Origin of the sequence: Simiduia curdlanivorans (genome assembly GCF_030409605.1) — a bacterium.
Taxonomy (GTDB): domain Bacteria; phylum Pseudomonadota; class Gammaproteobacteria; order Pseudomonadales; family Cellvibrionaceae; genus Simiduia; species Simiduia curdlanivorans.
The window spans coordinates 2,881,825-2,901,626 of sequence record NZ_JAUFQG010000004.1 but is presented as its reverse complement, the minus strand read 5'-3'; the positions used below and the strand labels follow the sequence as shown (position 1 = coordinate 2,901,626).

Sequence of the window (19,802 nt, the reverse complement as noted above, 5' to 3'; positions counted from 1 at the left end):
TACCTCATCTGTTTTGGCGATTATGTAAGCAAATAAAAAAGTCCGCATTATACCCTTCACCGGCCTACAGCGATTGCCTAATTTGCCCTAGGCGTTATATTTTAGACATAAAAAAACCGGCTCAAGGCCGGTTTTAAATATCACAGCAAACTTAGAGCTTGCTATCCAACTCGGGTACGGCGTCAAACAAATCTGCCACCAAGCCATAGTCGGCCACCTGAAAAATGGGCGCTTCTTCGTCTTTGTTAATGGCGACGATTACTTTACTGTCTTTCATGCCAGCCAAGTGCTGAATGGCACCAGAAATGCCCACTGCGACGTAGAGGTCTGGCGCGACAATCTTACCGGTCTGACCAACCTGCATATCGTTAGGTACGAAGCCCGCATCAACCGCCGCGCGCGAAGCGCCAACGGCTGCGCCCAACTTGTCGGCCACTTTGTAAAGCAGCTCAAAGTTGTCACCGTTTTGCATGCCGCGACCACCGGAAATAACAATTTTGGCGCTGGTTAGCTCAGGGCGATCGCTCTTTGCCAACTCCTCGCCAACAAAAGCAGACTGGCCAGCATCGTGAGCAGAGGCAACTGCTTCAACAGCAGCCGAGCCACCCTCGGCAGCAACCGCATCAAACGCGGTACCGCGCACGGTTATCACCTTGATCGCATCTGAACTCTGCACCGTCGCAATGACGTTACCGGCATAAATAGGGCGCTCAAAGGTATCAGCGCTAACCACACCGGTGATATCGGAAATCGCCTGCACGTCTAACAACGCTGCCGCGCGGGGTAATACGTTCTTACCACTCGTGGTCGCTGGCGCCAGAATGTGGCTGTAATTTTTACCCAGCTCCGCAATCAATAAACCGAGGTTTTCGGCGAGAGCATGGCTATAAGCCGCATTATCGGCAACCAACACCTTGGCAACACCAGCAACTTTTGCTGCCGCTTCGCCAACCGCTGCACAGCCAGCGCCTGCCACTAACACATGAATATCACCGCCAATAGCGTTGGCCGCCGCTAGGGTGTTTAAGGTCGCCGCCTTTAAGGAAGCGTTATCGTGTTCCGCAATTACTAAAATAGTCATTTAGATCACCTTCGCCTCGTTTTTAAGCTTTTCAATCAACTGAGCCACGTCGGCAACTTTAATACCAGCTTTGCGTTCAGCGGGTGGCGTCACTTTGAGCAATTTAACGCGAGCGGCAGTATCGACACCTAAATCAGCAGGGCTCACCACATCGAGCGGCTTCTTTTTAGCCTTCATGATGTTAGGCAGCGATGCGTAACGCGGCTCGTTCAAGCGCAAGTCTGTGGTGACAATAGCCGGCAAGTTCAATGCGACAGTTTGTAAGCCACCGTCGATTTCGCGGGTGACGTTCACTTTACCATCGGCAACCGTCACTTCTGAGGCGAAAGTACCTTGCCCCATACCGGTTAAGGCACCCAGCATCTGACCGGTTTGGTTGTTATCGCCATCAATGGACTGCTTACCGAGAATAACCATGTCTGGGCTTTCTTTTTCAACCAAGGCTTTCAGGCACTTAGCAATGGCCAAAGGCTCCAGCTCGGCATCGGTTTCAACCAGAATACCGCGATCGGCGCCCAGCGCTAGGGCCGTGCGGATCTGCTCTTGAGATTGCTTTGCGCCGATTGAAACCGCGATGATTTCAGTGGCTACGCCCTTCTCTTTCAGGCGCACCGCTTCTTCAACAGCAATTTCACAAAATGGGTTGATAGACATTTTGACGTTGGCGATATCTGCGCCCGTACCGTCTGCCTTTGCGCGTACTTTGACGTTGTAATCAACAACGCGTTTTACAGCTACAAGAATCTTCATGGAGTTTCCATTCGCTCTTCTGATGTGAACACAAGCATGAGCGATATCATGCTCACCTAGTTTACTGTCTCGCGATTATCCGGTATAAATTCGAACAAGCGTTTGAGAACACCGCTATACTGACGTTTTTGACGTTAAAAGGCAAGCCGAAGCCAACAGCAAAACGGCGAGTAACAGCCTAGCTGAGGCTGATGGAAGACACAGAAATTTTTTCAAAAGGCCTGCAAAAACAAAGGGTTTCGCCCTATTTTGGCAGTTAATATGAGCATTTTCGGTATTGGTTAGCGCGCGACTTGGGCACTATAATCCATGCAGATTTAAGCAAGCACCCATCCAGTAGCAATTACCGGATACAGCCAGCATAACGAGGAAAGCACCGTGGAAAGAGAATTTATGGAATATGACGTTGTCATCGTAGGCGCAGGCCCCGCTGGCTTGTCGACTGCCTGTCGATTACGTCAACTAAACCCAGAAGTTAGCGTGTGTGTTGTCGAAAAAGGCTCTGAGGTGGGCGCGCATATCCTATCCGGCGCTGTATTTGAGACCACCGCACTGAATGAGCTCTTTCCCGACTGGAAAGAAAAAGGCGCGCCACTGCACACAGAAGTGACGGGCGACGATATTTATATGCTTACGGGTGCCGAGAAAGCACTCAAAATTCCTGGGCTATTTGTCCCAAAAACCATGCACAACCACGGCAATTACATCATCAGCCTTGGCAATTTATGTCGCTGGTTAGCCGAACAAGCCGAAGCGCTAGGCGTGGAAATATTCCCCGGCTTTGCCGCATCGGAAATTTTATTCAACGACGATGGCAGCGTTAAGGGTATCGCCACCGGCGATATGGGCGTCAGTGCCGGCGGCGAGCAAAAAGATAGCTACATGCCAGGCATGGAGCTGCACGCGAAATACACGGTTTTCTCCGAGGGCTGTCGCGGCCAGCTAGGCAAGCAGCTGATCGCTAAATTTAAGCTGGATGAAGGCAAAGAGCCGCAACACTACGGCATCGGCATTAAAGAGCTGTGGACCATCCCACCCGAGCAGCACCAGCAAGGACTCGTGGTACACACTGCTGGTTGGCCGCTGTCTGAAAGCGGCTCGGCCGGTGGCAGTTTTCTCTACCATATTGAAGACAATCAAGTGGTAGTTGGCTTAATTACGGATCTGTCCTATAGCAATCCGCATGTCAGCCCCTTCGATGAGTTCCAACGCTACAAGCACCACCCCGTTATCGCCAAATACCTGACTGGCGGCGCGCGGGTTTCCTACGGCGCTCGGGCGATTGTAAAAGGCGGCCTGCAATCACAACCCAAAATGTCATTTCCTGGCGGCCTATTAGTTGGCGACAATGCTGGCACCTTGAACTTCGCCAAAATTAAAGGCACCCACACGGCCATGAAATCTGGCATGATCGGCGCCGAAGTGATTGCAGAAGCCTTGGCCGGCAATCGCCAAAGTGACGATTTAACCAGCTACGCAGCTGCCTACAAGGCCTCTTGGGCCTGGAAAGAACTGCATACGCAGCGAAACTTTGGGCCAGCCCAACACAAGTGGGGCAACCTGCTAGGCTCAGCTTATGCCTTCATCGATATCAATATTTTTAACGGCAAACTGCCTTGGACCCTATCCGATCCAACGCCCGATTATGCGCAACTGAAGCCGGCTGCTGACTGCCCTAAAATTGTCTACCCTAAGCCCGATGGCAAATTGAGCTTTGATAAACTTTCATCGGTATTTTTATCCAATACCAACCACGAAGAAGATCAACCTTGTCACTTGCAGCTAAAAGATAAGGACATTCCCATTCAGGTGAATTTGGCGAAATTTGACGAGCCGGCACAACGCTACTGCCCAGCCGGGGTTTATGAGGTCATTGATAACCCAGACGGGAGTAAACGCTTCCAGATCAACGCACAAAACTGCGTGCACTGTAAAACCTGCGACATTAAAGACCCTGCGCAGAACATCACTTGGGTGGCACCAGAAGGCACCGGTGGGCCGAATTACCCCAATATGTAACTGTTAAATAAAAAAGGGATTCATTGAATCCCTTTTTTATGGCCTAGGCTAAATCCACTAAGACAAGGGAAAAAACTCACCAGCGCTCCAAACACCGTAGGCGCCATCGATTGACTGCTCAGCCCAATCCACCAATTGATAATAAACATTTCGGTGAATTAAGGCGTCCAGTTCATAGCGTATTCTTACCACGGGCCTAGGTTCTCCCTGGTCATTCACATCGACAAATAACCGATGCTGCTGATCCAACAACACATTGTCCCCGGTTGAGGTACTAAGGGTGATCGCGGCCTTACTGCCCTCGCCCTGCCGTGCAGCAGCAATAACTAATAACGGCTCTTCATCGACCTGTATGCGCCATTTTTCCACTGGCGTGAGCAAGAAATATTCACCTTTTTCGCGCCACAGAATCGAGGCAAAAAGTTGCACTAACTTTTCCCGCTTAATCACATCACCTTCGTGATACCAGCGCCCGTCGCGCGCGATTCTAATATCGATATCGCCAGACAGCGCCGGCTTCCACTGATGCACCGGGGGAATTTTGCTACTTGCTTTAAGCTGCTTTTCGATCGACTCAATGCTCATCTGTAGACCTGCTCGAAACATTAAACCCAAGCATATCGCTATTTGGGCCGCTCTGTCCGTTGATAGGCATAACCCTGGGCAAATTTTTCAAAGCTTTCATTAAACAAGACATCTGGTTCGGCGCTAATACTCGGAAGCCAACTCTCCTTATTGGTAATATTTACGCTGTCGATCATTCTCGCGCTGATCACATCGTAGACAACCAATTGAACGCCCACCCTATCGCGACCGAAAGACTGATCTGGCTTCGCCGCTTGCCACTCGTCAACACTAAAGGCACCGTCACCACGGTATAAATATTTAGGGTAAACCATGAAATTGGCGCCGTTAGAGCGCGCATTTTTCAGCGCCGCCTGAACATCTAAGCGCTCAGTGGTTAATGACACCACGGCAAATTCTTGCCGCAAAGCGGCAGCTAAGGCGCGCGACATTTGGTGATCAGTTTCGGCGTCTGGCGCGCTAGCACTCACGGCAACCAACCAATGACTTTGGCGCGGAACCACCCAATCTCTGCCGCCATGCATTTGCGGGCGAGACACAAGCTGCAAATCCGTGAGTACCGCTTGGGTATTGGTTAGCGTGTGGTTAAAGGTGCAGCCCACACAAAAATTGAGCAGGCCCACCGATAGGAAGGTTTGAAGCGACTTGTTCACAGGCACACCTAAAAATAAAACCACGAGTGAAGGTGTACAGCAATCTCCGTGCCGTTAAGACTTATTGCGCTGCGGATCGAGGTTGCCCATGTGCACCCCCATATCCTTTATGAAATTCATTAAACCATCCATGTCGTCAACCAGCGGGCGGAAAGAGCGCGAGTGGTAGAGTTCTACAGCGCCCTGCGTTAGAGCCCAGTAGGCCGCGTAATAAAAATACGGCGGCACCTTCTTTAGCCGGCCCTCTTCAATTCGACGCTCGAACATCACATTTAAGGTGTCTTGGGTTGAGTTGCGAATCGCATGCAGTTGAACGATGGCATCGGGTGCCATGTTCAAAGAGATAATTTTTTCTTCGAGCCGCTGAAATAACCTGTCTCGCTGAGGATCGGCGATTCGACTTTCAAAATAAATTCGCGCCGTGGCGGCAAAGTCGCCATTTTCTGCCAGCTTAAAACTATCTTTTAAGCGCTCCGCCAAGCGCTGCTCATAATCGAACAACAAGCGCATGTAGATTTCAACTTTAGAGGTAAAGTGCTTGTAGATAGTGCCTTTACCAATATCGACCGTTTCTGCAATTTGCTCGACCGTGACCTTCTCTTCGCCATGTTCAAGCAATAGCGCCAAGGCGGCATCTAAGATGCGCTGCTCTCGCTGGCGGAACTTCTGGACTTTCTCGCGGGCTTTATCCATGCTTCACACTCTCGGTCAATAACTGTGACTAATAGTAATGCATAAGTCTCCAAGTTTCTAAGCTTGGACGCAATTCCCACTATTCGCAAAACCCATTCTGAAGAGTTGCCCAACTTATGACTAACCCCTTGTTGAACATTCTCGATATTGAACAGCTCGACTTGAACCTATTCAGGTCCCGCCAACATCAGGAAAATCATCGCAACCACCTCTTTGGTGGCCAGGTATTGGGCCAAGCGCTTATGGCCGCGGCTCGCACCGTTGAGGGCCGACGGCCGCACTCGTTACACGCCTACTTTATGCGCCCAGGCGTCAGTGACATCCCCGTGATTTACGACGTAGACCCCATTCGCGATGGCGGCAGCTTCACAACCCGCCGGGTGGTAGCTCGCCAAAAGGGCCGCGCCATCTTTAACATGGCCTGTTCGTTTCATATCGAAGAGCCCGGTTTTAGCCATCAAATATCACTCGACAGCACGCCCCCCAGCCCCGAAGAGCTGGAGAGCACCAGCTTTATCAAGTCCAACCCGGGCGCCAAAATCGACACACCCGATGCTCACGGCATGTTTTTCGAGTTGCGCTCGGCCAGCCCCGAAATGTATTTCTCCGACAAAGCGCTAGCGCCCTATAGCCAGTTTTGGATGCGCGCTGTGTCGGGTTTGCCCAATGACCCTATCCTGCACTGTGCCGCCCTCGCCTATGCCAGCGATATCGGCCTGATGGCAACCTCAACCTTGCCCCACCCAACCTCCATCATGTCGCCCAAGCTCATGCCGGCGAGCATTGATCATGCCATGTGGTTTCACGCGGATTTTAGGGTCGATGATTGGCTGCTCTATAGCACCGACAGCCCTTGGGCCGGTGGTGCGCGCGGGCTTAACCGAGGACTAATCTACAACCGTGATGGCAAATTAGTGGCATCCACCATGCAAGAAGGGCTAATTCGCCCAATCGAGCCCCGTTAATCCCAGCAATTGTGCTGATGGCTCCTATACTCAAATAAGTCACCATTTGGGTATTAGGAGCCGTGTATGACCAGCATGTGTATTTCAGACGCCATCGTAACCTTGGAAGAGCTTTTGGGTTGCTTAGATGACGCCTATTGGGAAGCATCCAGCCTTGAAGGTAAAGATCACTTCTACAACTTGATAAACGCCATACACCAAGAAATGTCCGAACTAAACAAACTCAGCGTGCAAGACCACAACCTACCCTACGAAGTTATCTGCAGCGACTTCCGGCTCGCCACCACAGAACTGGGCAGCTTGACCGCAAAACCGCACAACAGTGTTATACGCTCTAAAACGGCCAAACGTCTCGGCCAAGCAGCTGACGCGCTCAGCCATCTATTAAATTAATCAACTTATTAACTTGAGCAGCCGATTGAGCTTAGGAGCCAGCCTAAAGGCGCGCGCGGCCCGTAAAAATATGATGAAGCGGTGTTTTGATCTAACTTTTCCATGGCTTATAAGACAACCTAAGGGAATATGTCCGATTCAACCATTAGACACCGCTAACTAGTCCAAATTTGTTTAACAGGCCGAAAAAACTCACTGGCGAAACGCAAAAGCTAAACAATACTTAAACATACCGGCGACGCAATCCCCAACGTGCAATGTGGAACCGGTAGCTATGCGAATAGCTGGTTTCTAGGATTTTATCCTTTATGTTTCACTCCTAATGGTCTTGGCCCGGCGCTCTCCCCCAGAAACGCCGGGATTTTTTTATGCGCGCTATTCATGCGCTTTGGCGAGACAAGTTAAAAATAAATCTAGCAAGCGCGAGGGTTTTGGTGAGGTTCGCCATATCGCTTCAAATTCGCACATATAGCTAAATTTTGGGTGATTTAATTTAGCCAACCGACCTTCAGCCACTAAAGCCTGGGCGTAATGATCGGGTAAGTAGCCAATAAAAACACCCGACAATAACAAGTGCACAATCGCCTCTTGGTCATAGGCGGTAGCCGCGCGCATTAACCCTAAGGTTCGCGCCTGTTCCATATTAGGCGAGTGATAGCCTAAACCAGCGTATTGACACTGCAGCAATGTTGCCGCGTCTATCGCCTCGCCCGCTCGACTAGACAAGGGGTGCAAATTGCCACAATAAAGAAACATCGATTCATCAAACAAAGGCCGATAAGACAAACTTGCCGAGGTTCGATGACTCGGTATCACACCACACTGAAACCGCCCTTCAATAACGCCACGCTCAATTTCATTTAATGGCTCAACGAACATTTCGATACTGACATCCGGCGCCTGCTCGGCAAACAAAGCAATGGCCTGATGTAACCGACACTTGGGGTTAGTGGCCATTTTGTCAAACAGGGCCAAAGTCAAATTGCCGGTTAAGCGCCTGCGAATATCGTTTACATCGCCGCGAAACTCATCCAATGAGCCCATCAAGCGCAGCGCCGATTGATACACCTTGCGCCCCTCTGCCGTTAGCGCAAAGCCACTGCGCCCGCGCCGACACAACGACAAGCCTAAACGCAGCTCCAAGTCCTTAACGTGGCGGCTAATCGTCGAGCGGCCGATATTCAGTTCCAACTCAGCCGCGGAAATACCGCCACTTTCAACCACCACCTTAAACACCCGCAGCAACCGTAAATCCGGGTCACTGAGCTGGCCCAACCACGCCTTTTGTTTCATAAACAGCACACTTTAATACGATACATTGATATTTATACAACATAACAAGATCGCTAGAGTAGCGCCATTCCCTAATCAGCCAGAGTAATTGGTCATGCGTAATCGTTTAGATGCCCATTGGATGCCATTTTCCGCCAACCGATCCTTCAAGAAGAATCCACGCATGATTGCCAGCGCCGAGGGCGCCTACTTTACCGATGATCGCGGCAGAAAAATATTCGATGGCCTGTCCGGTCTTTGGACTTGCGGCCTCGGCCATTGCCGCAGCGAAATTAGCGACGCCATCGCCAAGCAGGCGAAAACCCTCGACTACAGCCCGGCTTTCCAATTCGGCCACGAGCTATCTTTCGAGCTGGCCAACAAAATTGTCGACCTGATGCCGGCCGGCTTAGATTATGTGTTTTTTACCGGCTCCGGCTCAGAAAGTGCCGACACCTCGCTAAAAATGGCTAGGGCCTACTGGCGCAAAAAAGGCATGCCCGGCAAAACCCGCCTCATCGGCCGCGCCAAGGGTTACCACGGTGTCAATTACGGCGGCATTAGCGTCGGCGGCATCGGCGCCAATCGCGCCTTGTTCGGCGATCTCATTGCCAGCGATCACCTGCCGCACACGTTGTTAAAGGATCAGCCCTTCCAAAAAGGCATGCCCAAACAGGGCGCCGAGCTGGCCGATGATTTACTCGAGATAATCGCATTGCACGACGCTTCCAATATTGCGGCAGTGATTGTCGAGCCATTTGCCGGCTCAGCCGGGGTCATTATTCCGCCCATTGGCTACTTACAGCGGCTGAGAGAGATTTGCGACCAACACAATATCCTGCTTATTTTCGACGAAGTGATTACCGCCTTTGGGCGCTGTGGTGCCATGACCGGCGCCGAGGCTTTTAGCGTCACGCCCGATATACTTAATATCGCCAAGCAAATGACTAACGGCGCAGTGCCCATGGGCGCTGTGGTCGCTAAGGCCGAGATCTACCAAACCTTCATGGAGGCCGGTGGCCCTGAGTACCTTTTAGAGTTCCCGCACGGCTACACCTATTCGGCCCACCCCCTAGCCTGCGCCGCGGGCATCGCCGCGCTCGACCTGTTAGTTAAGGATCAATTGGTCGACCGGGTTGCGAGCCTCGCGCCCTACTTCGAAACCCAACTACACCAACTGCAAGGCAAGCCCCATGTGGCCGGCATTCGAAACTACGGCTTTGCCGGCGCACTGACCTTGGCGCCTTACCCAGGCGAACCGGCCAAACGACCTTATGAAGTCGCTATGAAGATGTGGGATAAAGGCTTTTACGTGCGCTACGGTGGCGACACCCTTCAGCTCGGCCTGCCTTTTATCACCGAAAAGCAGGAAATCGACACCTTAATCAGCGCCCTGTCCGATAGCCTTAGCGAAAAATAAGCCGCTGTCGACACACTCATTGAATTCACGTTAAGGAACAGAAAAATCATGACTAGCATCGGACACATCATTAACGGCGAAGCCGTAAGCGGCGGCACCCGCCGGCAGGCCATTTACAACCCAGCCACGGGTAGCTCGAGCTACGACGTGGAGCTGGCCGACAAGGCCACAGTAGAGCTCGCCATTCAAGCCGCACAGGAGGCCTTTCCCGCGTGGCGCAATACCCCGCCGCTAAAACGCGCGCGCGTGATGTACAAATTTAAAGAGCTACTCGAGGCCCATGCCGATGAAATTTGCGCGCTGATAACCGCCGAGCACGGCAAGGTACTAAACGATGCACTGGGTGAATTGCAGCGCGGTATCGAGAATGTCGAGTACGCCACAGCGGCGCCAGAATTGTTAAAAGGCGAACACAGCAAAAACGCCGGCCCCGCCATTGATTCGTGGAGCGAATTCCAACCCTTAGGTGTTGTGGCGGCCATTACGCCCTTTAACTTCCCCGCCATGGTGCCGCTCTGGATGTGGCCCATGGCCGTTGTTTGCGGCAATACCGTAGTACTTAAACCGTCCGAGCGCGACCCCAGTTCGGTCAAACGCATCGTCGAGTTAGCACAAGAAGCCGGTCTACCCAAGGGCGTGCTCAACCTCGTTAACGGCGATAAAGAATCTGTCGATACCCTACTCACCGACCCTCGTATCCAAGCCGTGAGCTTTGTTGGCTCGACTCCCATCGCCGAATACGTTTACAGCGAAGGCACGCGGCACGGCAAGCGTGTTCAAGCCTTAGGCGGCGCAAAGAACCACGCCATCGTCATGCCCGATGCCGACATGGATAATGTCATCAGCTCGCTCATAGGCGCTGCCTACGGCTCCTGTGGCGAGCGCTGCATGGCAATCTCTGTCGCCGTTGCCGTCGGCGACGCCTGCGCCGACCAGCTAGTGAATGGGCTTAAAGCCGCTATGGCGAATATTAAAACCGGTGTCGGCAGCGACAATAGTAACGATATGGGGCCGTTGATCACCGGCGCGCACCGCAACAAGGTACAAGGCTATGTGGATGCTGGCGTTGCCGCAGGCGCTGAACTGGTTGTGGATGGCCGCGGCCTGACGGTACCAGGCCACGAGCATGGCTACTTTTTGGGCCCCTGCTTATTCGACAAAGTCAGCACCGAGATGAGCATTTACACGGACGAAATTTTCGGCCCGGTGCTCTGCGTGGTAAGAGCCAAGTCGATGCAAGAAGCCATGGATATCATTAATGCCCACGAGTACGGCAATGGCACCTGTATTTTTACTCGCGACGGCGAAGCGGCGCGCTACTTCAGTGACCATATTCAAGTTGGCATGGTGGGCATTAACATCCCCTTGCCGGTACCTATGGCATTCCACAGCTTCGGTGGCTGGAAACGTTCGTTATTTGGCGACCTGAGCGCCTATGGCCCGGATGCCGTGCGCTTTTACACCCGCCGTAAAACCATTACCCAGCGCTGGCCCGCCGGCGGCCTGAGGGAGTCTGCCCAATTCAGCTTCCCCAGCTAACGCGGCCTAGCACTGTAAAAATTGAAAGAGCTAACAACTTACCCTTTGTGGGTATCGAAATGAACAGGTCGCCGTTATAATCAGGGGCGACCTATTTCTTACCTTGGCTCACCGCGATGTCTTCAGCACAACATGCCACTTGCCCACACAACAATGCCGTAACCTGCGGTGATTGTCGGTTAAGCTCCATTTGCTTACCGATAAGCGTGCACATTGATGATATTGAAAAGATTGACAGCATCGTCAAGCGCGGGCGCCCGCTGCAAAAAGGCGATTATCTGTTTCGTGCCGGCGACGTATTTTCGTCTGTATACGCGGTGCGATCTGGCAGCATTAAATCACTCACACTCAGCGATACCGGCGAAGAACAAATAACCGGCTTCTTTTTGCCCGGTGAAGTCATGGGCTTGGATGGTATAGGCCATAGCAAGCACACGAATTCCGCCATTGCATTGGAAACCAGCGCCGTGTGCGAAATCCCTTTCACGCAAATGACCGAGCTCAGCCTTAAGTTACCCTCGTTACAGAACCATTTTTTTCAGCTAATGAGCCGAGAGATTACCCACGAGCAACAACTGGTGACACTGCTCAGCAAAAATACCGCCGAAGAGCGGGTCGCATCGCTATTGCTAAGCATTTCCTCGCGCCATCAACGTCGTCAACTGTCCGGCACTCGCTTTCGTCTATCTATGTCGCGTGCCGATATCGGTAGCTTCCTTGGCCTAACTGTTGAAACAGTAAGCCGCGTTTTTAGCCGTTTACAAAAGCTCGGCGTCATTGAGGTCGATAAAAAAGAGATTGACGTGAAAGATCTCGATCTCTTGAAGGCCAGCGCCTCTTCCAGCCACTGAGCACTTACATTGAACCCTGAAGTATTAGCTAGTGTCCTAGCCGACATTGATCAGCGCAATAGCAAAGATCCTCAACAAGTTGAGCACCATTCGAAAACCTTAGGTGCTGCGCAGTTGTATGGCGTGCGCATGAATGAACGCCTAGCGGCCTTTTGCCATAGCCCGTCGTTTGCGCTGATTATCGCGACGCGGGCGCAACACATCGAACGCTGGCACCTAGCCCGCAGCGCTTACCCCATGGATCGGCCGGGCTACCACCGCTGGCGCACCGACCTTGCCAAACACCATGCCCAAGTCACGGCAAAAATTTTGTCAGAGCACAAGCTCGAGGCGAGCTTGATTGATGAGGTCTCCTCTCTGCTAAAAAAAGAGAACCTAAAATCCAACCCCAACACCCAGATACTTGAAGATGTCGCCTGCCTGGTGTTTCTCGAATTTTACTTAGCAGATTTTGCCAGCAAACATGACGAAGAAAAGCTGATCAGTATCATCCAAAAAACCTGGCGAAAGATGTCGGAATCAGGCCATCAAGCAGCCTTAACCATCACTTTCGACCCCCAGATAGAAACTCTCATAAAAAAAGCGCTTAAGGTTTAACCCATGCTTATGTTAAAACACCTGCACGCAACCTTTGCGTTATTGTCACTTATCGGCTTTATACTCCGAGGCATTTGGTTGCTGAAGGGCTCTCCCCTATTTCAAGCAAAGCTAACCAAAATATTGCCCCACGTTAACGATACCCTGCTACTCGGGTCTGCGGTCGCGCTACTCCTAACCTATCACTGGAACCCGCTTCAGCACCCTTGGATTTTGGCAAAAATCACAGCCCTCTTGATTTACATCGGGCTTGGTTTGCTTGCCTTTAAATTTGCCAAAACGCGACCTTCGCAACTGACCAGCTGGCTCGCCGCACTTTGTACCATTTGTTACATTTTTGGTGTCGCCATCACTAAATCCCCTACTTTGAATTTGATGTAACCGGAACAGTCACCATGTGGTTTAAAAATTTACAAATCTATCGTATTAACGATGGATTCAGCCTCGATTTGTCTACACTCTCTAAAACACTTGAGGAACAGGCGTTTACCCCCTGCTCGCAACAAGAATTGTTCAAATTGGGCTGGGTACCACCCTTAGGTAAATTCAGCGAAGAACTCACCTTGGTCGCGCAACAGGCTGCACTGGTCACCCTCAGGAAAGAAGAAAAAGTGATTCCAGCGGCCGTGATCAGGGAGATGGTTGAGGAAAAGGCGGGGCAAATAGAGGCTGCGGAAGAACGCCGCGTCTACCGTAAAGAAAAAGATCAATTAAAAGAAGAAATTCTGTTTGAATGTATGCCGAAAGCGCTGCGTAAAAGTCGCCGCACCCACGCACTGATCGATGCCAAAGCCGGTGTCATTATCGTCGACGCCGCCAGCCCTGCCCGCGCAGAGGAGCTAATATCCTTGCTGCGTCAATCCGTGGGTAGCCTGCCCTTAAGTTTAACCCAATACAACCTATCCCCTGCCGTACTCATGACCCAATGGGTTAATGGCGAAGCGATGCCGGAGGGCTGGGCACTGGGTGCCGAGTGCGAGCTGCGAGAATCGGGCGACGATGGTGCAATTTTCAAATGCCGCCGCCACGACTTACTGTGCGAGGAAATCCAAAGCCACATCACCGCGGGCAAGCAAGTGGTGCAGCTGGCTCTGCAATGGCAAGAGCAGCTGAATTTTGTGCTTACCCAAGAGGGTCACGTAAAACGCCTAAACTTCGGCGACGACCTAAAGCAGGAAGCCCAAGCCAGCGGCGCTGACTCACAGGCCCTGATCGACAGCGAATTCAACCTCATGCTGCTGAGCCTTCGCGCTTTCCTACCTAAGCTCGCTGAGGCATTGGGCGGCGAAAAGTCCGACGCGATTTAGCCGAAACACAAGCTATACCGGAGTACCAACTGCAGCGCAGCTGGTACTCAAACGCCAACTAAGCCCTTAGTTGCAAGTTTAAACGGTACCAGCTCACACAAAGCTTGACGCATTGGTCACAAAACAACCCATTGACAAGCTCTTATACTTGACGTATACACAATACGTAGCGCGGAAATAACGCGAAAGAATAATAAAGATGGCGGCTAATCATGAAAAAACTCATTTTAACCTTCGGACTTTTAGGTCTCTGCCTCGCACAAGGGGCTTATGCCTGTGATGAAATGTGTAAAAAAGAAGCGGCTGAAAAGAAGCTAGGCACAGAATTCCCAAAGTACTTAACATGGAAGTATTGCGACGGTATTAGTGGCGAATTCATGACCAGCACGATGAAAAGCCTGCAAAGCTATACCGAATCACACTTAGACACCACGCGTAAGCGCGGTATGCGCAACACCAAAAACTTTTTGGAGCAGCGTAAAGACTGGCTGACTGAGTGCGACAACTACATCGCTGCAACGGGCAAAGGCCGTGTATTCAAGGATGATAAAACAACTAATGGTATCTTTGACGCCATAGATGGCGTGACCTCCGAACTGGATTCACTCATGAAAGGTGTCACCTACGCGACCCAAGGTACGCTAGCAGCGCCAGGCAGTGCAGATGATACCCATGTCGCTCAAACCAAGTTTTATACCCTTTTTACCTTAGTCGACAACCACAAGAACATGCTGCTGCTAAAAGGCCACATGATTACGTCGCGCTAAAACGGGTAAATGAACCAAAAACGCCAGCTTACGCTGGCGTTTCTGTATCTGTATTATTTCTTTTGATCGATAAGACTGGTCGATCAGGCGCGGGCTTCACACCAGCCAGTGGCTTGGGCTTTACACTCGCGGGGCGCTGGGCCGCCTTGGTTATAGCTTCAACACCATGCCTTAGCAGACGCGCTTGATCGATGATGCTCAGATCAGCCGGAAACCGCCCTGGGTTTACGCCCTGTGGATCGCGAGGGTTACCCTCGACAGACAAGGTAAAACCACAGCTATGACTGGCTGAACGTCCGTCAGGAGCCAGTGTCCACTCGTTAAAATCCATTAAAACATCTACCTTTTCACAAATACTGGGCTGCTTACCACCGCCCCATACTACCTATTGGAAAATGAAACACCCATCGAGCCCTGCAAAGTTGAGCATTAGATCATATTTGATACCGGCTAGGGTACTAGACGTTAGACTAAGTTTACGTGCGGTAGATCTCAGCCCCAACCAGATACTAGCCAAACAGCGCGGCCTATTTAGACCAACCCGCGCCTGAAGGACTAGGTTATCAAGCCTTCATTACGACTCTGCGATAGCTTGCACACTACCCTAGCACTGCCAGGCACCCCCCTACTCCTACTTCGCGCGCTGCTGAGATTTTCGTTGACGCTCAGTAGGCGCGCGGCCTATATGCACTTCATTACGCTGTTTTGCCAGTTCAATTTGGCGTTGACGCTCTTCGAAACGCAGACGCTGCTCAGACGTTAATTGATCGTGACATCGAGCACAGCTGATGCCCTGCTGAAACAAGGGCGACAACTTATCCGCTTCGGTAATCGGGTGACGACAGCCGTGGCAGAGGTCATAGGTACCTTTCTCTAAGGCATGATTGACGGTGACGCGGTTATCGAAAACGTAGCACTCGCCCTGCCAAAGGCTCTCATCGGCGGGTACCTTTTCCAGATAATTTAATATCCCACCCTTGAGGTGATAAACCTCCTCAAACCCTTGCTCCTTCAATAGCGCCGTCGATTTTTCGCAGCGAATACCGCCGGTGCAAAACATCGCCACCTTCTTGTTTTTGGCCGGATCTAGATGGTTTTTTACGTATTCAGGGAAATCGCGAAAGCTCTCGGTATTCGGGTCAAGGGCGCCCTTAAAGCTGCCCACTTGGTACTCATAGTAATTACGAGTATCCACCAGCGTAACCTCAGGGTCGCTAATCAACGCGTTCCAAGCCTCTGGCTCCACATAGGAGCCAACCACGCGCAGCGGGTCAATACCCTCTATCCCCATGGTCACTATCTCTTTTTTGAGCTTGACCTTGGTGCGATAGAAAGGCATTTCTTGCTCAAAGGACTCCTTGTAATCCAAGGCAGCAAAGGGAGGCTGAGCCTTTAGATAGCTCAATAGCCCGTCAATCGCCTGCCGAGTGCCCGCCACAGTGCCATTTATACCCTCAGCCGCCAGTAGCAAGGTGCCCTTAACCCCAAGGCGCTCCATTTCGTCATAGAGCGGCTCACGACGGGCCTTAAAATCTGGCAAAGATACAAATTTATACAAAGCGCAAACGACAACAGACATGCAAGCAGTACCAGTAAGTAAAAACAGGCGGCATTGTAGTGATTGAACAAAAACCGCACAACCATCAAGCTCAGTGAATCCCTAGGCTAGGCGCCCTTACTACCACCCATGCAGTTCGGCGAAGCCTCGGCAGCTTGGCCATGCCACTGGTCGGGCGCCAGGGTGTGCAACGCCAAGGCGTGAATCTGCGCCATCATCCCACCCATCGCGGCATAGACCAGCTGATGCTGCTGCACCATGCGCTTACCGGTAAAGGCATCGGACACTATTTGTACCTTGAAATGTGATTCGGAACCGGGCGGCACGTTATGCATGTGACTTTCGTTTTCCACCGATAAATGCAGCGGCGCAAGCGCCTTCGTGAGCAAGCCCACGATCATTTCTTGTTTTTGCATAGAGAGCAGCCCTGAGAAAAACACCATTATAACGATGAAATACCCAGAAGTTGACGGTAATTGATCTGCACAAAGTGAGACTTAGGTACTAGACTGGCACCTAAAACACGTTAGGATATACGCCGCCACCGAATGGACATTCGCAGGCATTGGCACTGAGGGACGACAAATAAAATCAATAATCTCCGAAGGCCCATGCAATGTCAGCTACAGCACCATCTCGCAACTCTCCGCTCTTTGTCGAGCGCCGCAAGGGTAATCGACGCGTTGAACAAGATCGATGCGCCAACCTAGACTTAGACCTCTATCACCGTAAACGCCGTACCCAGCGAGATCGCCGCACCGCCCAGCGTAGCAAAATCGAAGATATTACCGCCTTTTACGAAGCACAAATGGCGGCGCTTGAAGCCCCTATCCAGTAGCGCCTTACTTCACCGGGTAATGGGGATAGCGCCCAAAAAACGCACGCACATCGAATTCGGCTCGCACCTTCTCATAATAAGCATCGTGCCGGTGCCGATGAGAATTGTGACCTTCGTATTGCAGCAAATCTAAACAGGCTTGGCAGACCCGGGCGTTGGCTAAGCGCCCTATTTGCACCCCGGCTCGCAAACGCGCGTCTACCGGAAACTGATCGCACCAACTTAAATGATAAACCGTAGTTAAGGCATCAGTTTCAGGCCAAACTAGAACCCGCGCATTTTTAAACGCGATGGTGGCATCGGTTAATTTCCGCAGCGCCGTCACGGGCAGCAAAATGCCCTGGCGCAACAATACCAACCGCTCTTGCGCCGTTAAATGCAGCTTTGGATCAAAAAATTCAAAACTACCTAAGCGCTGTGCACCCATTTTCCGGCGCAGCATTAAAAACGGCTCGAATTGACTAAAATCTGGCAAATCCACTAGTGCACATCCTGCAAGATGGTGGCGATTCGCCCATCGGCATCGGTTCGAACTTTAAATTCCACTCGGCGCGATCGCGCGCCATCTTCAAGGCCATCGGCATTTAAAATGAGCTTTGACGACGACAATCCATTCGCCGTTAGGTGCGACACCAACCAGCTTCTTTCCGGCACCACACTGGGCAGCGCCAACACAAAACCTAATGCCGCGCGCGTACGCTCTTGCGACAATGCCATGTTGCGAATGTAGGCATCCTCCTCGTTAACATCTCGACCCCAATCGCTGGAGGTATGGCCTTCTATGCGCACCTCTAAAATATCGTTGCGGTATTTGTCGCGCGTGAGTATTGCGACATAGCGCGGAAAAAAGTCTGCCAGAATATCGGAGAATGCGGGGTTTAAATCAGACTCTCCGCGCTCAAATAATAATTCTGTGTTTAGAAAGCGAACGCTTAAGTCTGGGTCTAACTCGGCGCCCCAGCGCGGTAAATCGTCGCCAAATTCGGCCAACAAATCTTGATAAAGCTGAGTGCGCAAACGATCGTACAAGATCGCGACATCTTTAATTTTTCGCGATTCGATTTCCAACTGCACCATATAAATAACCGAGATCAGCAAAAACACCATCATCAGCCCACCCATCAAATCGCTGACGGAGACCCAGTGCTCTTCTTGCTCTACGGCATTACTCGGCGGTGACTCGAGCTCGCTGTTGGGGTTTAGCATCTTGTGGGCCTAATTTTTCTGCCAAGAGTATGAGTTGCCGCAACCTTTCGGTTAATGGGGCATAATCGTTAACGAATTTTTCTGAGAGCGACGTCATCTGATAACCAAAGGTTTTCAATGCCGTGACTAATTCTTCTTCCAAGCCTTTTTGAATTTTTCCTAGGTGCTCCGCCATGCGCGCATCGGCATTTTGCGCCAACACCGCCAAACTCTCGTGCACTTGCTGAGAGCTGGTGGTTAGGCCATTTAGAGACTGCGATAATGCCTCGCTGATCTGCCGTTGATTGCGGCTCACAGAAGTTGAAAGCTCTGTGGTCAGGCTATCAATACGCGCACCCAAATCCGGTAAGCCCTGAGCAGCGCGCTCTGAGACGTTGGCCAAGTGCTCTAAATAGCTCGCCATCTGCTCAGACTGCGCCTTAGTTCCGGCGAGCATCTGCCCTAAGGATTGCGACACTTGATTAAACACGTCGGCATGGCCAACCATTTCCCGATAGGCCTCTGCGGCCTTGTCTAGAAGTTTGCCGTTGGCGCTTTGGCCAGCTAAAAGCTCCTCTAACTCGCGTTTATAATTTTCCTGCCACAACAACATCTTGCCCACGGCAGCATTTAACTCGCGGAAATTTTCGCCGTACTGGGTGTTAATTTCCGCATTAAAATCGCGCATCACCTTTTCCAGCGCCGATACTAACGCTTTGGCATTCGCTTCCGCCATTTCGGTTTGATACAGCTTCAATTGCTGATGCATGGCCTTGAGCCCATCAGCTTCCGACTGTTTCAAGGCGACGATTTCCGCGCGCAATCCCTTAGCGTCCACATCGGTGAGGCTTTGGTGAATATCGGTCAACAAATTTGCTAGATCTGTCACTGTGGCGGTGTGGTAGGTTTCCTGCTTTCGACGTTGCCCCATGAGCGCAAACAAATGCCGCATTTTCACACTCAGAGCGCCGAGCAAACCAGCGATAGAAGTCCAAAACGCGGTTTTTAAACCGTCGATAAGTTGCGGCACGCTGGCGCTGATATTCACCGTATCAAATTGCAGTAAACCCAGCGCAACACCTAAAAAGGTACCGAAGATACCCATACTGGTGAGAATGGCGGGGGATTGTGTGGCGCTGTGGCTGTTATAGCCGGGGCCGACGAAGTAGATAGACAGTAGCGCAATCAGCGCCAATAAAGCCAAGGTCAGTGGCGGAAAACTTGCCCAAAGCTCCATAACGGGCCCTTATTCAACTTTGTTATTGTTGCCACAATATAGACTAACCCCCTATTTGGACAAGCGCTAAGTTTAGGACGCCTGAAGCTCAT

At 51.4% G+C, this 19,802-nt stretch carries 23 protein-coding genes; 11 read left to right on the top strand and 12 right to left on the bottom strand.

Annotation, left to right across the window (positions count from 1 at the left end; translation table 11 throughout):
* Positions 1 to 151: 151 nt before the first annotated feature.
* Both QWY82_RS12820 and QWY82_RS12815 read right to left on the bottom strand, forming a co-directional pair.
* On the bottom strand, positions 152 to 1,081 hold the full coding sequence (locus QWY82_RS12820; protein ID WP_290262952.1) for an electron transfer flavoprotein subunit alpha/FixB family protein: 930 nt from the start codon (positions 1,079 to 1,081) through the stop codon (positions 152 to 154).
* Positions 1,082 to 1,831, bottom strand: a complete 750-nt coding sequence (locus QWY82_RS12815) for an electron transfer flavoprotein subunit beta/FixA family protein (protein ID WP_290262950.1) — start codon at positions 1,829 to 1,831, stop codon at positions 1,082 to 1,084. It lies immediately after the preceding gene.
* Between the two features lie 393 nt (positions 1,832 to 2,224).
* Here QWY82_RS12815 and QWY82_RS12810 point away from each other — a divergent pair, with 393 nt between their 5' ends.
* Complete coding sequence (locus QWY82_RS12810; RefSeq protein ID WP_290262949.1) at positions 2,225 to 3,850, top strand: electron transfer flavoprotein-ubiquinone oxidoreductase; 1,626 nt, start codon at positions 2,225 to 2,227, stop codon at positions 3,848 to 3,850.
* Between the two features lie 57 nt (positions 3,851 to 3,907).
* Here the strand turns inward: QWY82_RS12810 and QWY82_RS12805 are convergent, their stop codons facing one another.
* The 3 genes from QWY82_RS12805 to QWY82_RS12795 are packed head-to-tail and all read right to left on the bottom strand — an operon-like array spanning position 3,908 to position 5,781.
* Positions 3,908 to 4,435 (bottom strand): DUF1285 domain-containing protein, encoded by a 528-nt coding sequence (locus QWY82_RS12805; protein WP_290262948.1) that lies wholly within the window; start codon positions 4,433 to 4,435, stop codon positions 3,908 to 3,910.
* A gap of 38 nt (positions 4,436 to 4,473) precedes the next feature.
* A complete protein-coding gene (locus QWY82_RS12800) occupies positions 4,474 to 5,088 on the bottom strand; it encodes a DUF4823 domain-containing protein (protein ID WP_290262947.1) in 615 nt (204 codons plus the stop codon).
* A 54-nt stretch (positions 5,089 to 5,142) separates the two neighbouring features.
* Complete coding sequence (locus tag QWY82_RS12795) at positions 5,143 to 5,781, bottom strand: TetR/AcrR family transcriptional regulator (protein ID WP_290262946.1); 639 nt, start codon at positions 5,779 to 5,781, stop codon at positions 5,143 to 5,145.
* 116 nt (positions 5,782 to 5,897) lie between these two features.
* On the opposite strand from QWY82_RS12795, the gene QWY82_RS12790 reads away from it, so the two are divergent.
* Both QWY82_RS12790 and QWY82_RS12785 read left to right on the top strand, forming a co-directional pair.
* Positions 5,898 to 6,746, top strand: coding sequence for an acyl-CoA thioesterase (locus tag QWY82_RS12790; protein ID WP_290262945.1), 849 nt, complete (start codon positions 5,898 to 5,900; stop codon positions 6,744 to 6,746).
* Positions 6,747 to 6,812: 66 nt separating this feature from the next.
* On the top strand, positions 6,813 to 7,139 hold the full coding sequence (locus tag QWY82_RS12785; RefSeq protein WP_290262943.1) for a hypothetical protein: 327 nt from the start codon (positions 6,813 to 6,815) through the stop codon (positions 7,137 to 7,139).
* A gap of 375 nt (positions 7,140 to 7,514) precedes the next feature.
* Here QWY82_RS12785 and QWY82_RS12780 read toward each other — a convergent pair whose 3' ends face one another.
* Positions 7,515 to 8,432, bottom strand: coding sequence for a LysR family transcriptional regulator (locus QWY82_RS12780; protein ID WP_290262941.1), 918 nt, complete (start codon positions 8,430 to 8,432; stop codon positions 7,515 to 7,517).
* A gap of 94 nt (positions 8,433 to 8,526) precedes the next feature.
* Between QWY82_RS12780 and aptA the strand changes: the two genes are divergently transcribed.
* The 7 genes from aptA (at position 8,527) to QWY82_RS12745 (ending at position 14,892) form a co-directional block, all read left to right on the top strand.
* Positions 8,527 to 9,831 (top strand): omega-aminotransferase AptA, encoded by a 1,305-nt coding sequence (gene aptA / locus QWY82_RS12775; RefSeq protein ID WP_290262939.1) that lies wholly within the window; start codon positions 8,527 to 8,529, stop codon positions 9,829 to 9,831.
* A gap of 48 nt (positions 9,832 to 9,879) precedes the next feature.
* Entirely contained in the window at positions 9,880 to 11,370 is a 1,491-nt protein-coding gene (locus QWY82_RS12770; RefSeq protein ID WP_290262936.1) for a CoA-acylating methylmalonate-semialdehyde dehydrogenase, read from the top strand.
* 116 nt (positions 11,371 to 11,486) lie between these two features.
* The gene (gene fnr / locus QWY82_RS12765) at positions 11,487 to 12,221 is read left to right on the top strand and encodes a fumarate/nitrate reduction transcriptional regulator Fnr (RefSeq protein ID WP_290262935.1); all 735 of its coding nucleotides are present in this window, start codon (positions 11,487 to 11,489) and stop codon (positions 12,219 to 12,221) included.
* Between the two features lie 9 nt (positions 12,222 to 12,230).
* The gene (locus tag QWY82_RS12760) at positions 12,231 to 12,818 is read left to right on the top strand and encodes a DUF4202 domain-containing protein (protein WP_290262933.1); all 588 of its coding nucleotides are present in this window, start codon (positions 12,231 to 12,233) and stop codon (positions 12,816 to 12,818) included.
* 3 nt (positions 12,819 to 12,821) lie between these two features.
* Positions 12,822 to 13,199 (top strand): SirB2 family protein, encoded by a 378-nt coding sequence (locus QWY82_RS12755; protein WP_290262931.1) that lies wholly within the window; start codon positions 12,822 to 12,824, stop codon positions 13,197 to 13,199.
* Positions 13,200 to 13,213: 14 nt separating this feature from the next.
* A complete protein-coding gene (gene rdgC / locus QWY82_RS12750; RefSeq protein ID WP_290262929.1) occupies positions 13,214 to 14,125 on the top strand; it encodes a recombination-associated protein RdgC in 912 nt (303 codons plus the stop codon).
* A 212-nt stretch (positions 14,126 to 14,337) separates the two neighbouring features.
* Complete coding sequence (locus QWY82_RS12745; RefSeq protein WP_290262927.1) at positions 14,338 to 14,892, top strand: hypothetical protein; 555 nt, start codon at positions 14,338 to 14,340, stop codon at positions 14,890 to 14,892.
* Positions 14,893 to 14,920: 28 nt separating this feature from the next.
* Here QWY82_RS12745 and QWY82_RS12740 read toward each other — a convergent pair whose 3' ends face one another.
* From QWY82_RS12740 to QWY82_RS12730, 3 genes are all read right to left on the bottom strand, one after another.
* Complete coding sequence (locus QWY82_RS12740; RefSeq protein WP_290262925.1) at positions 14,921 to 15,223, bottom strand: hypothetical protein; 303 nt, start codon at positions 15,221 to 15,223, stop codon at positions 14,921 to 14,923.
* A 300-nt stretch (positions 15,224 to 15,523) separates the two neighbouring features.
* Entirely contained in the window at positions 15,524 to 16,471 is a 948-nt protein-coding gene (trhO, locus tag QWY82_RS12735) for an oxygen-dependent tRNA uridine(34) hydroxylase TrhO (RefSeq protein ID WP_290262923.1), read from the bottom strand.
* 86 nt (positions 16,472 to 16,557) lie between these two features.
* Complete coding sequence (locus tag QWY82_RS12730; protein ID WP_290262920.1) at positions 16,558 to 16,866, bottom strand: BolA family protein; 309 nt, start codon at positions 16,864 to 16,866, stop codon at positions 16,558 to 16,560.
* A gap of 200 nt (positions 16,867 to 17,066) precedes the next feature.
* Between QWY82_RS12730 and QWY82_RS12725 the strand changes: the two genes are divergently transcribed.
* Complete coding sequence (locus QWY82_RS12725; RefSeq protein WP_290262918.1) at positions 17,067 to 17,288, top strand: hypothetical protein; 222 nt, start codon at positions 17,067 to 17,069, stop codon at positions 17,286 to 17,288.
* Positions 17,289 to 17,292: 4 nt separating this feature from the next.
* Here the strand turns inward: QWY82_RS12725 and QWY82_RS12720 are convergent, their stop codons facing one another.
* From QWY82_RS12720 to QWY82_RS12710, 3 genes are read right to left on the bottom strand one after another with little or no spacing between them, the layout of a single operon-like run.
* Positions 17,293 to 17,769, bottom strand: a complete 477-nt coding sequence (locus tag QWY82_RS12720; protein WP_290262916.1) for a hypothetical protein — start codon at positions 17,767 to 17,769, stop codon at positions 17,293 to 17,295.
* Positions 17,769 to 18,494: an OmpA family protein gene (locus tag QWY82_RS12715; RefSeq protein ID WP_290262915.1), complete on the bottom strand. Its 726-nt coding sequence runs from the start codon at positions 18,492 to 18,494 to the stop codon at positions 17,769 to 17,771. The genes QWY82_RS12720 and QWY82_RS12715 overlap by 1 nt, the downstream gene beginning before the upstream one ends.
* Positions 18,454 to 19,710, bottom strand: a complete 1,257-nt coding sequence (locus tag QWY82_RS12710) for a hypothetical protein (protein WP_290262914.1) — start codon at positions 19,708 to 19,710, stop codon at positions 18,454 to 18,456. The genes QWY82_RS12715 and QWY82_RS12710 overlap by 41 nt, the downstream gene beginning before the upstream one ends.
* Between the last annotated feature and the right edge of the window lie 92 nt (positions 19,711 to 19,802).

Coding starts and splice junctions, on each gene's coding strand:
- QWY82_RS12780 (WP_290262941.1), bottom strand. CDS start 8,432: ATGAAACAAAAGGCGTGGTTGGGCCAGCTCAGTGACCCGGATTTACGG.
- trhO (WP_290262923.1), bottom strand. CDS start 16,471: ATGTCTGTTGTCGTTTGCGCTTTGTATAAATTTGTATCTTTGCCAGAT.
- QWY82_RS12755 (WP_290262931.1), top strand. CDS start 12,822: ATGCTTATGTTAAAACACCTGCACGCAACCTTTGCGTTATTGTCACTT.
- QWY82_RS12795 (WP_290262946.1), bottom strand. CDS start 5,781: ATGGATAAAGCCCGCGAGAAAGTCCAGAAGTTCCGCCAGCGAGAGCAG.
- QWY82_RS12745 (WP_290262927.1), top strand. CDS start 14,338: ATGAAAAAACTCATTTTAACCTTCGGACTTTTAGGTCTCTGCCTCGCA.
- QWY82_RS12725 (WP_290262918.1), top strand. CDS start 17,067: ATGTCAGCTACAGCACCATCTCGCAACTCTCCGCTCTTTGTCGAGCGC.
- QWY82_RS12805 (WP_290262948.1), bottom strand. CDS start 4,435: ATGAGCATTGAGTCGATCGAAAAGCAGCTTAAAGCAAGTAGCAAAATT.
- QWY82_RS12770 (WP_290262936.1), top strand. CDS start 9,880: ATGACTAGCATCGGACACATCATTAACGGCGAAGCCGTAAGCGGCGGC.
- QWY82_RS12810 (WP_290262949.1), top strand. CDS start 2,225: ATGGAATATGACGTTGTCATCGTAGGCGCAGGCCCCGCTGGCTTGTCG.
- aptA (WP_290262939.1), top strand. CDS start 8,527: ATGCGTAATCGTTTAGATGCCCATTGGATGCCATTTTCCGCCAACCGA.
- QWY82_RS12710 (WP_290262914.1), bottom strand. CDS start 19,710: ATGGAGCTTTGGGCAAGTTTTCCGCCACTGACCTTGGCTTTATTGGCG.
- QWY82_RS12740 (WP_290262925.1), bottom strand. CDS start 15,223: ATGGATTTTAACGAGTGGACACTGGCTCCTGACGGACGTTCAGCCAGT.
- fnr (WP_290262935.1), top strand. CDS start 11,487: ATGTCTTCAGCACAACATGCCACTTGCCCACACAACAATGCCGTAACC.
- QWY82_RS12815 (WP_290262950.1), bottom strand. CDS start 1,831: ATGAAGATTCTTGTAGCTGTAAAACGCGTTGTTGATTACAACGTCAAA.
- QWY82_RS12715 (WP_290262915.1), bottom strand. CDS start 18,494: ATGCTAAACCCCAACAGCGAGCTCGAGTCACCGCCGAGTAATGCCGTA.
- QWY82_RS12790 (WP_290262945.1), top strand. CDS start 5,898: ATGACTAACCCCTTGTTGAACATTCTCGATATTGAACAGCTCGACTTG.
- QWY82_RS12820 (WP_290262952.1), bottom strand. CDS start 1,081: ATGACTATTTTAGTAATTGCGGAACACGATAACGCTTCCTTAAAGGCG.
- rdgC (WP_290262929.1), top strand. CDS start 13,214: ATGTGGTTTAAAAATTTACAAATCTATCGTATTAACGATGGATTCAGC.
- QWY82_RS12730 (WP_290262920.1), bottom strand. CDS start 16,866: ATGCAAAAACAAGAAATGATCGTGGGCTTGCTCACGAAGGCGCTTGCG.
- QWY82_RS12785 (WP_290262943.1), top strand. CDS start 6,813: ATGACCAGCATGTGTATTTCAGACGCCATCGTAACCTTGGAAGAGCTT.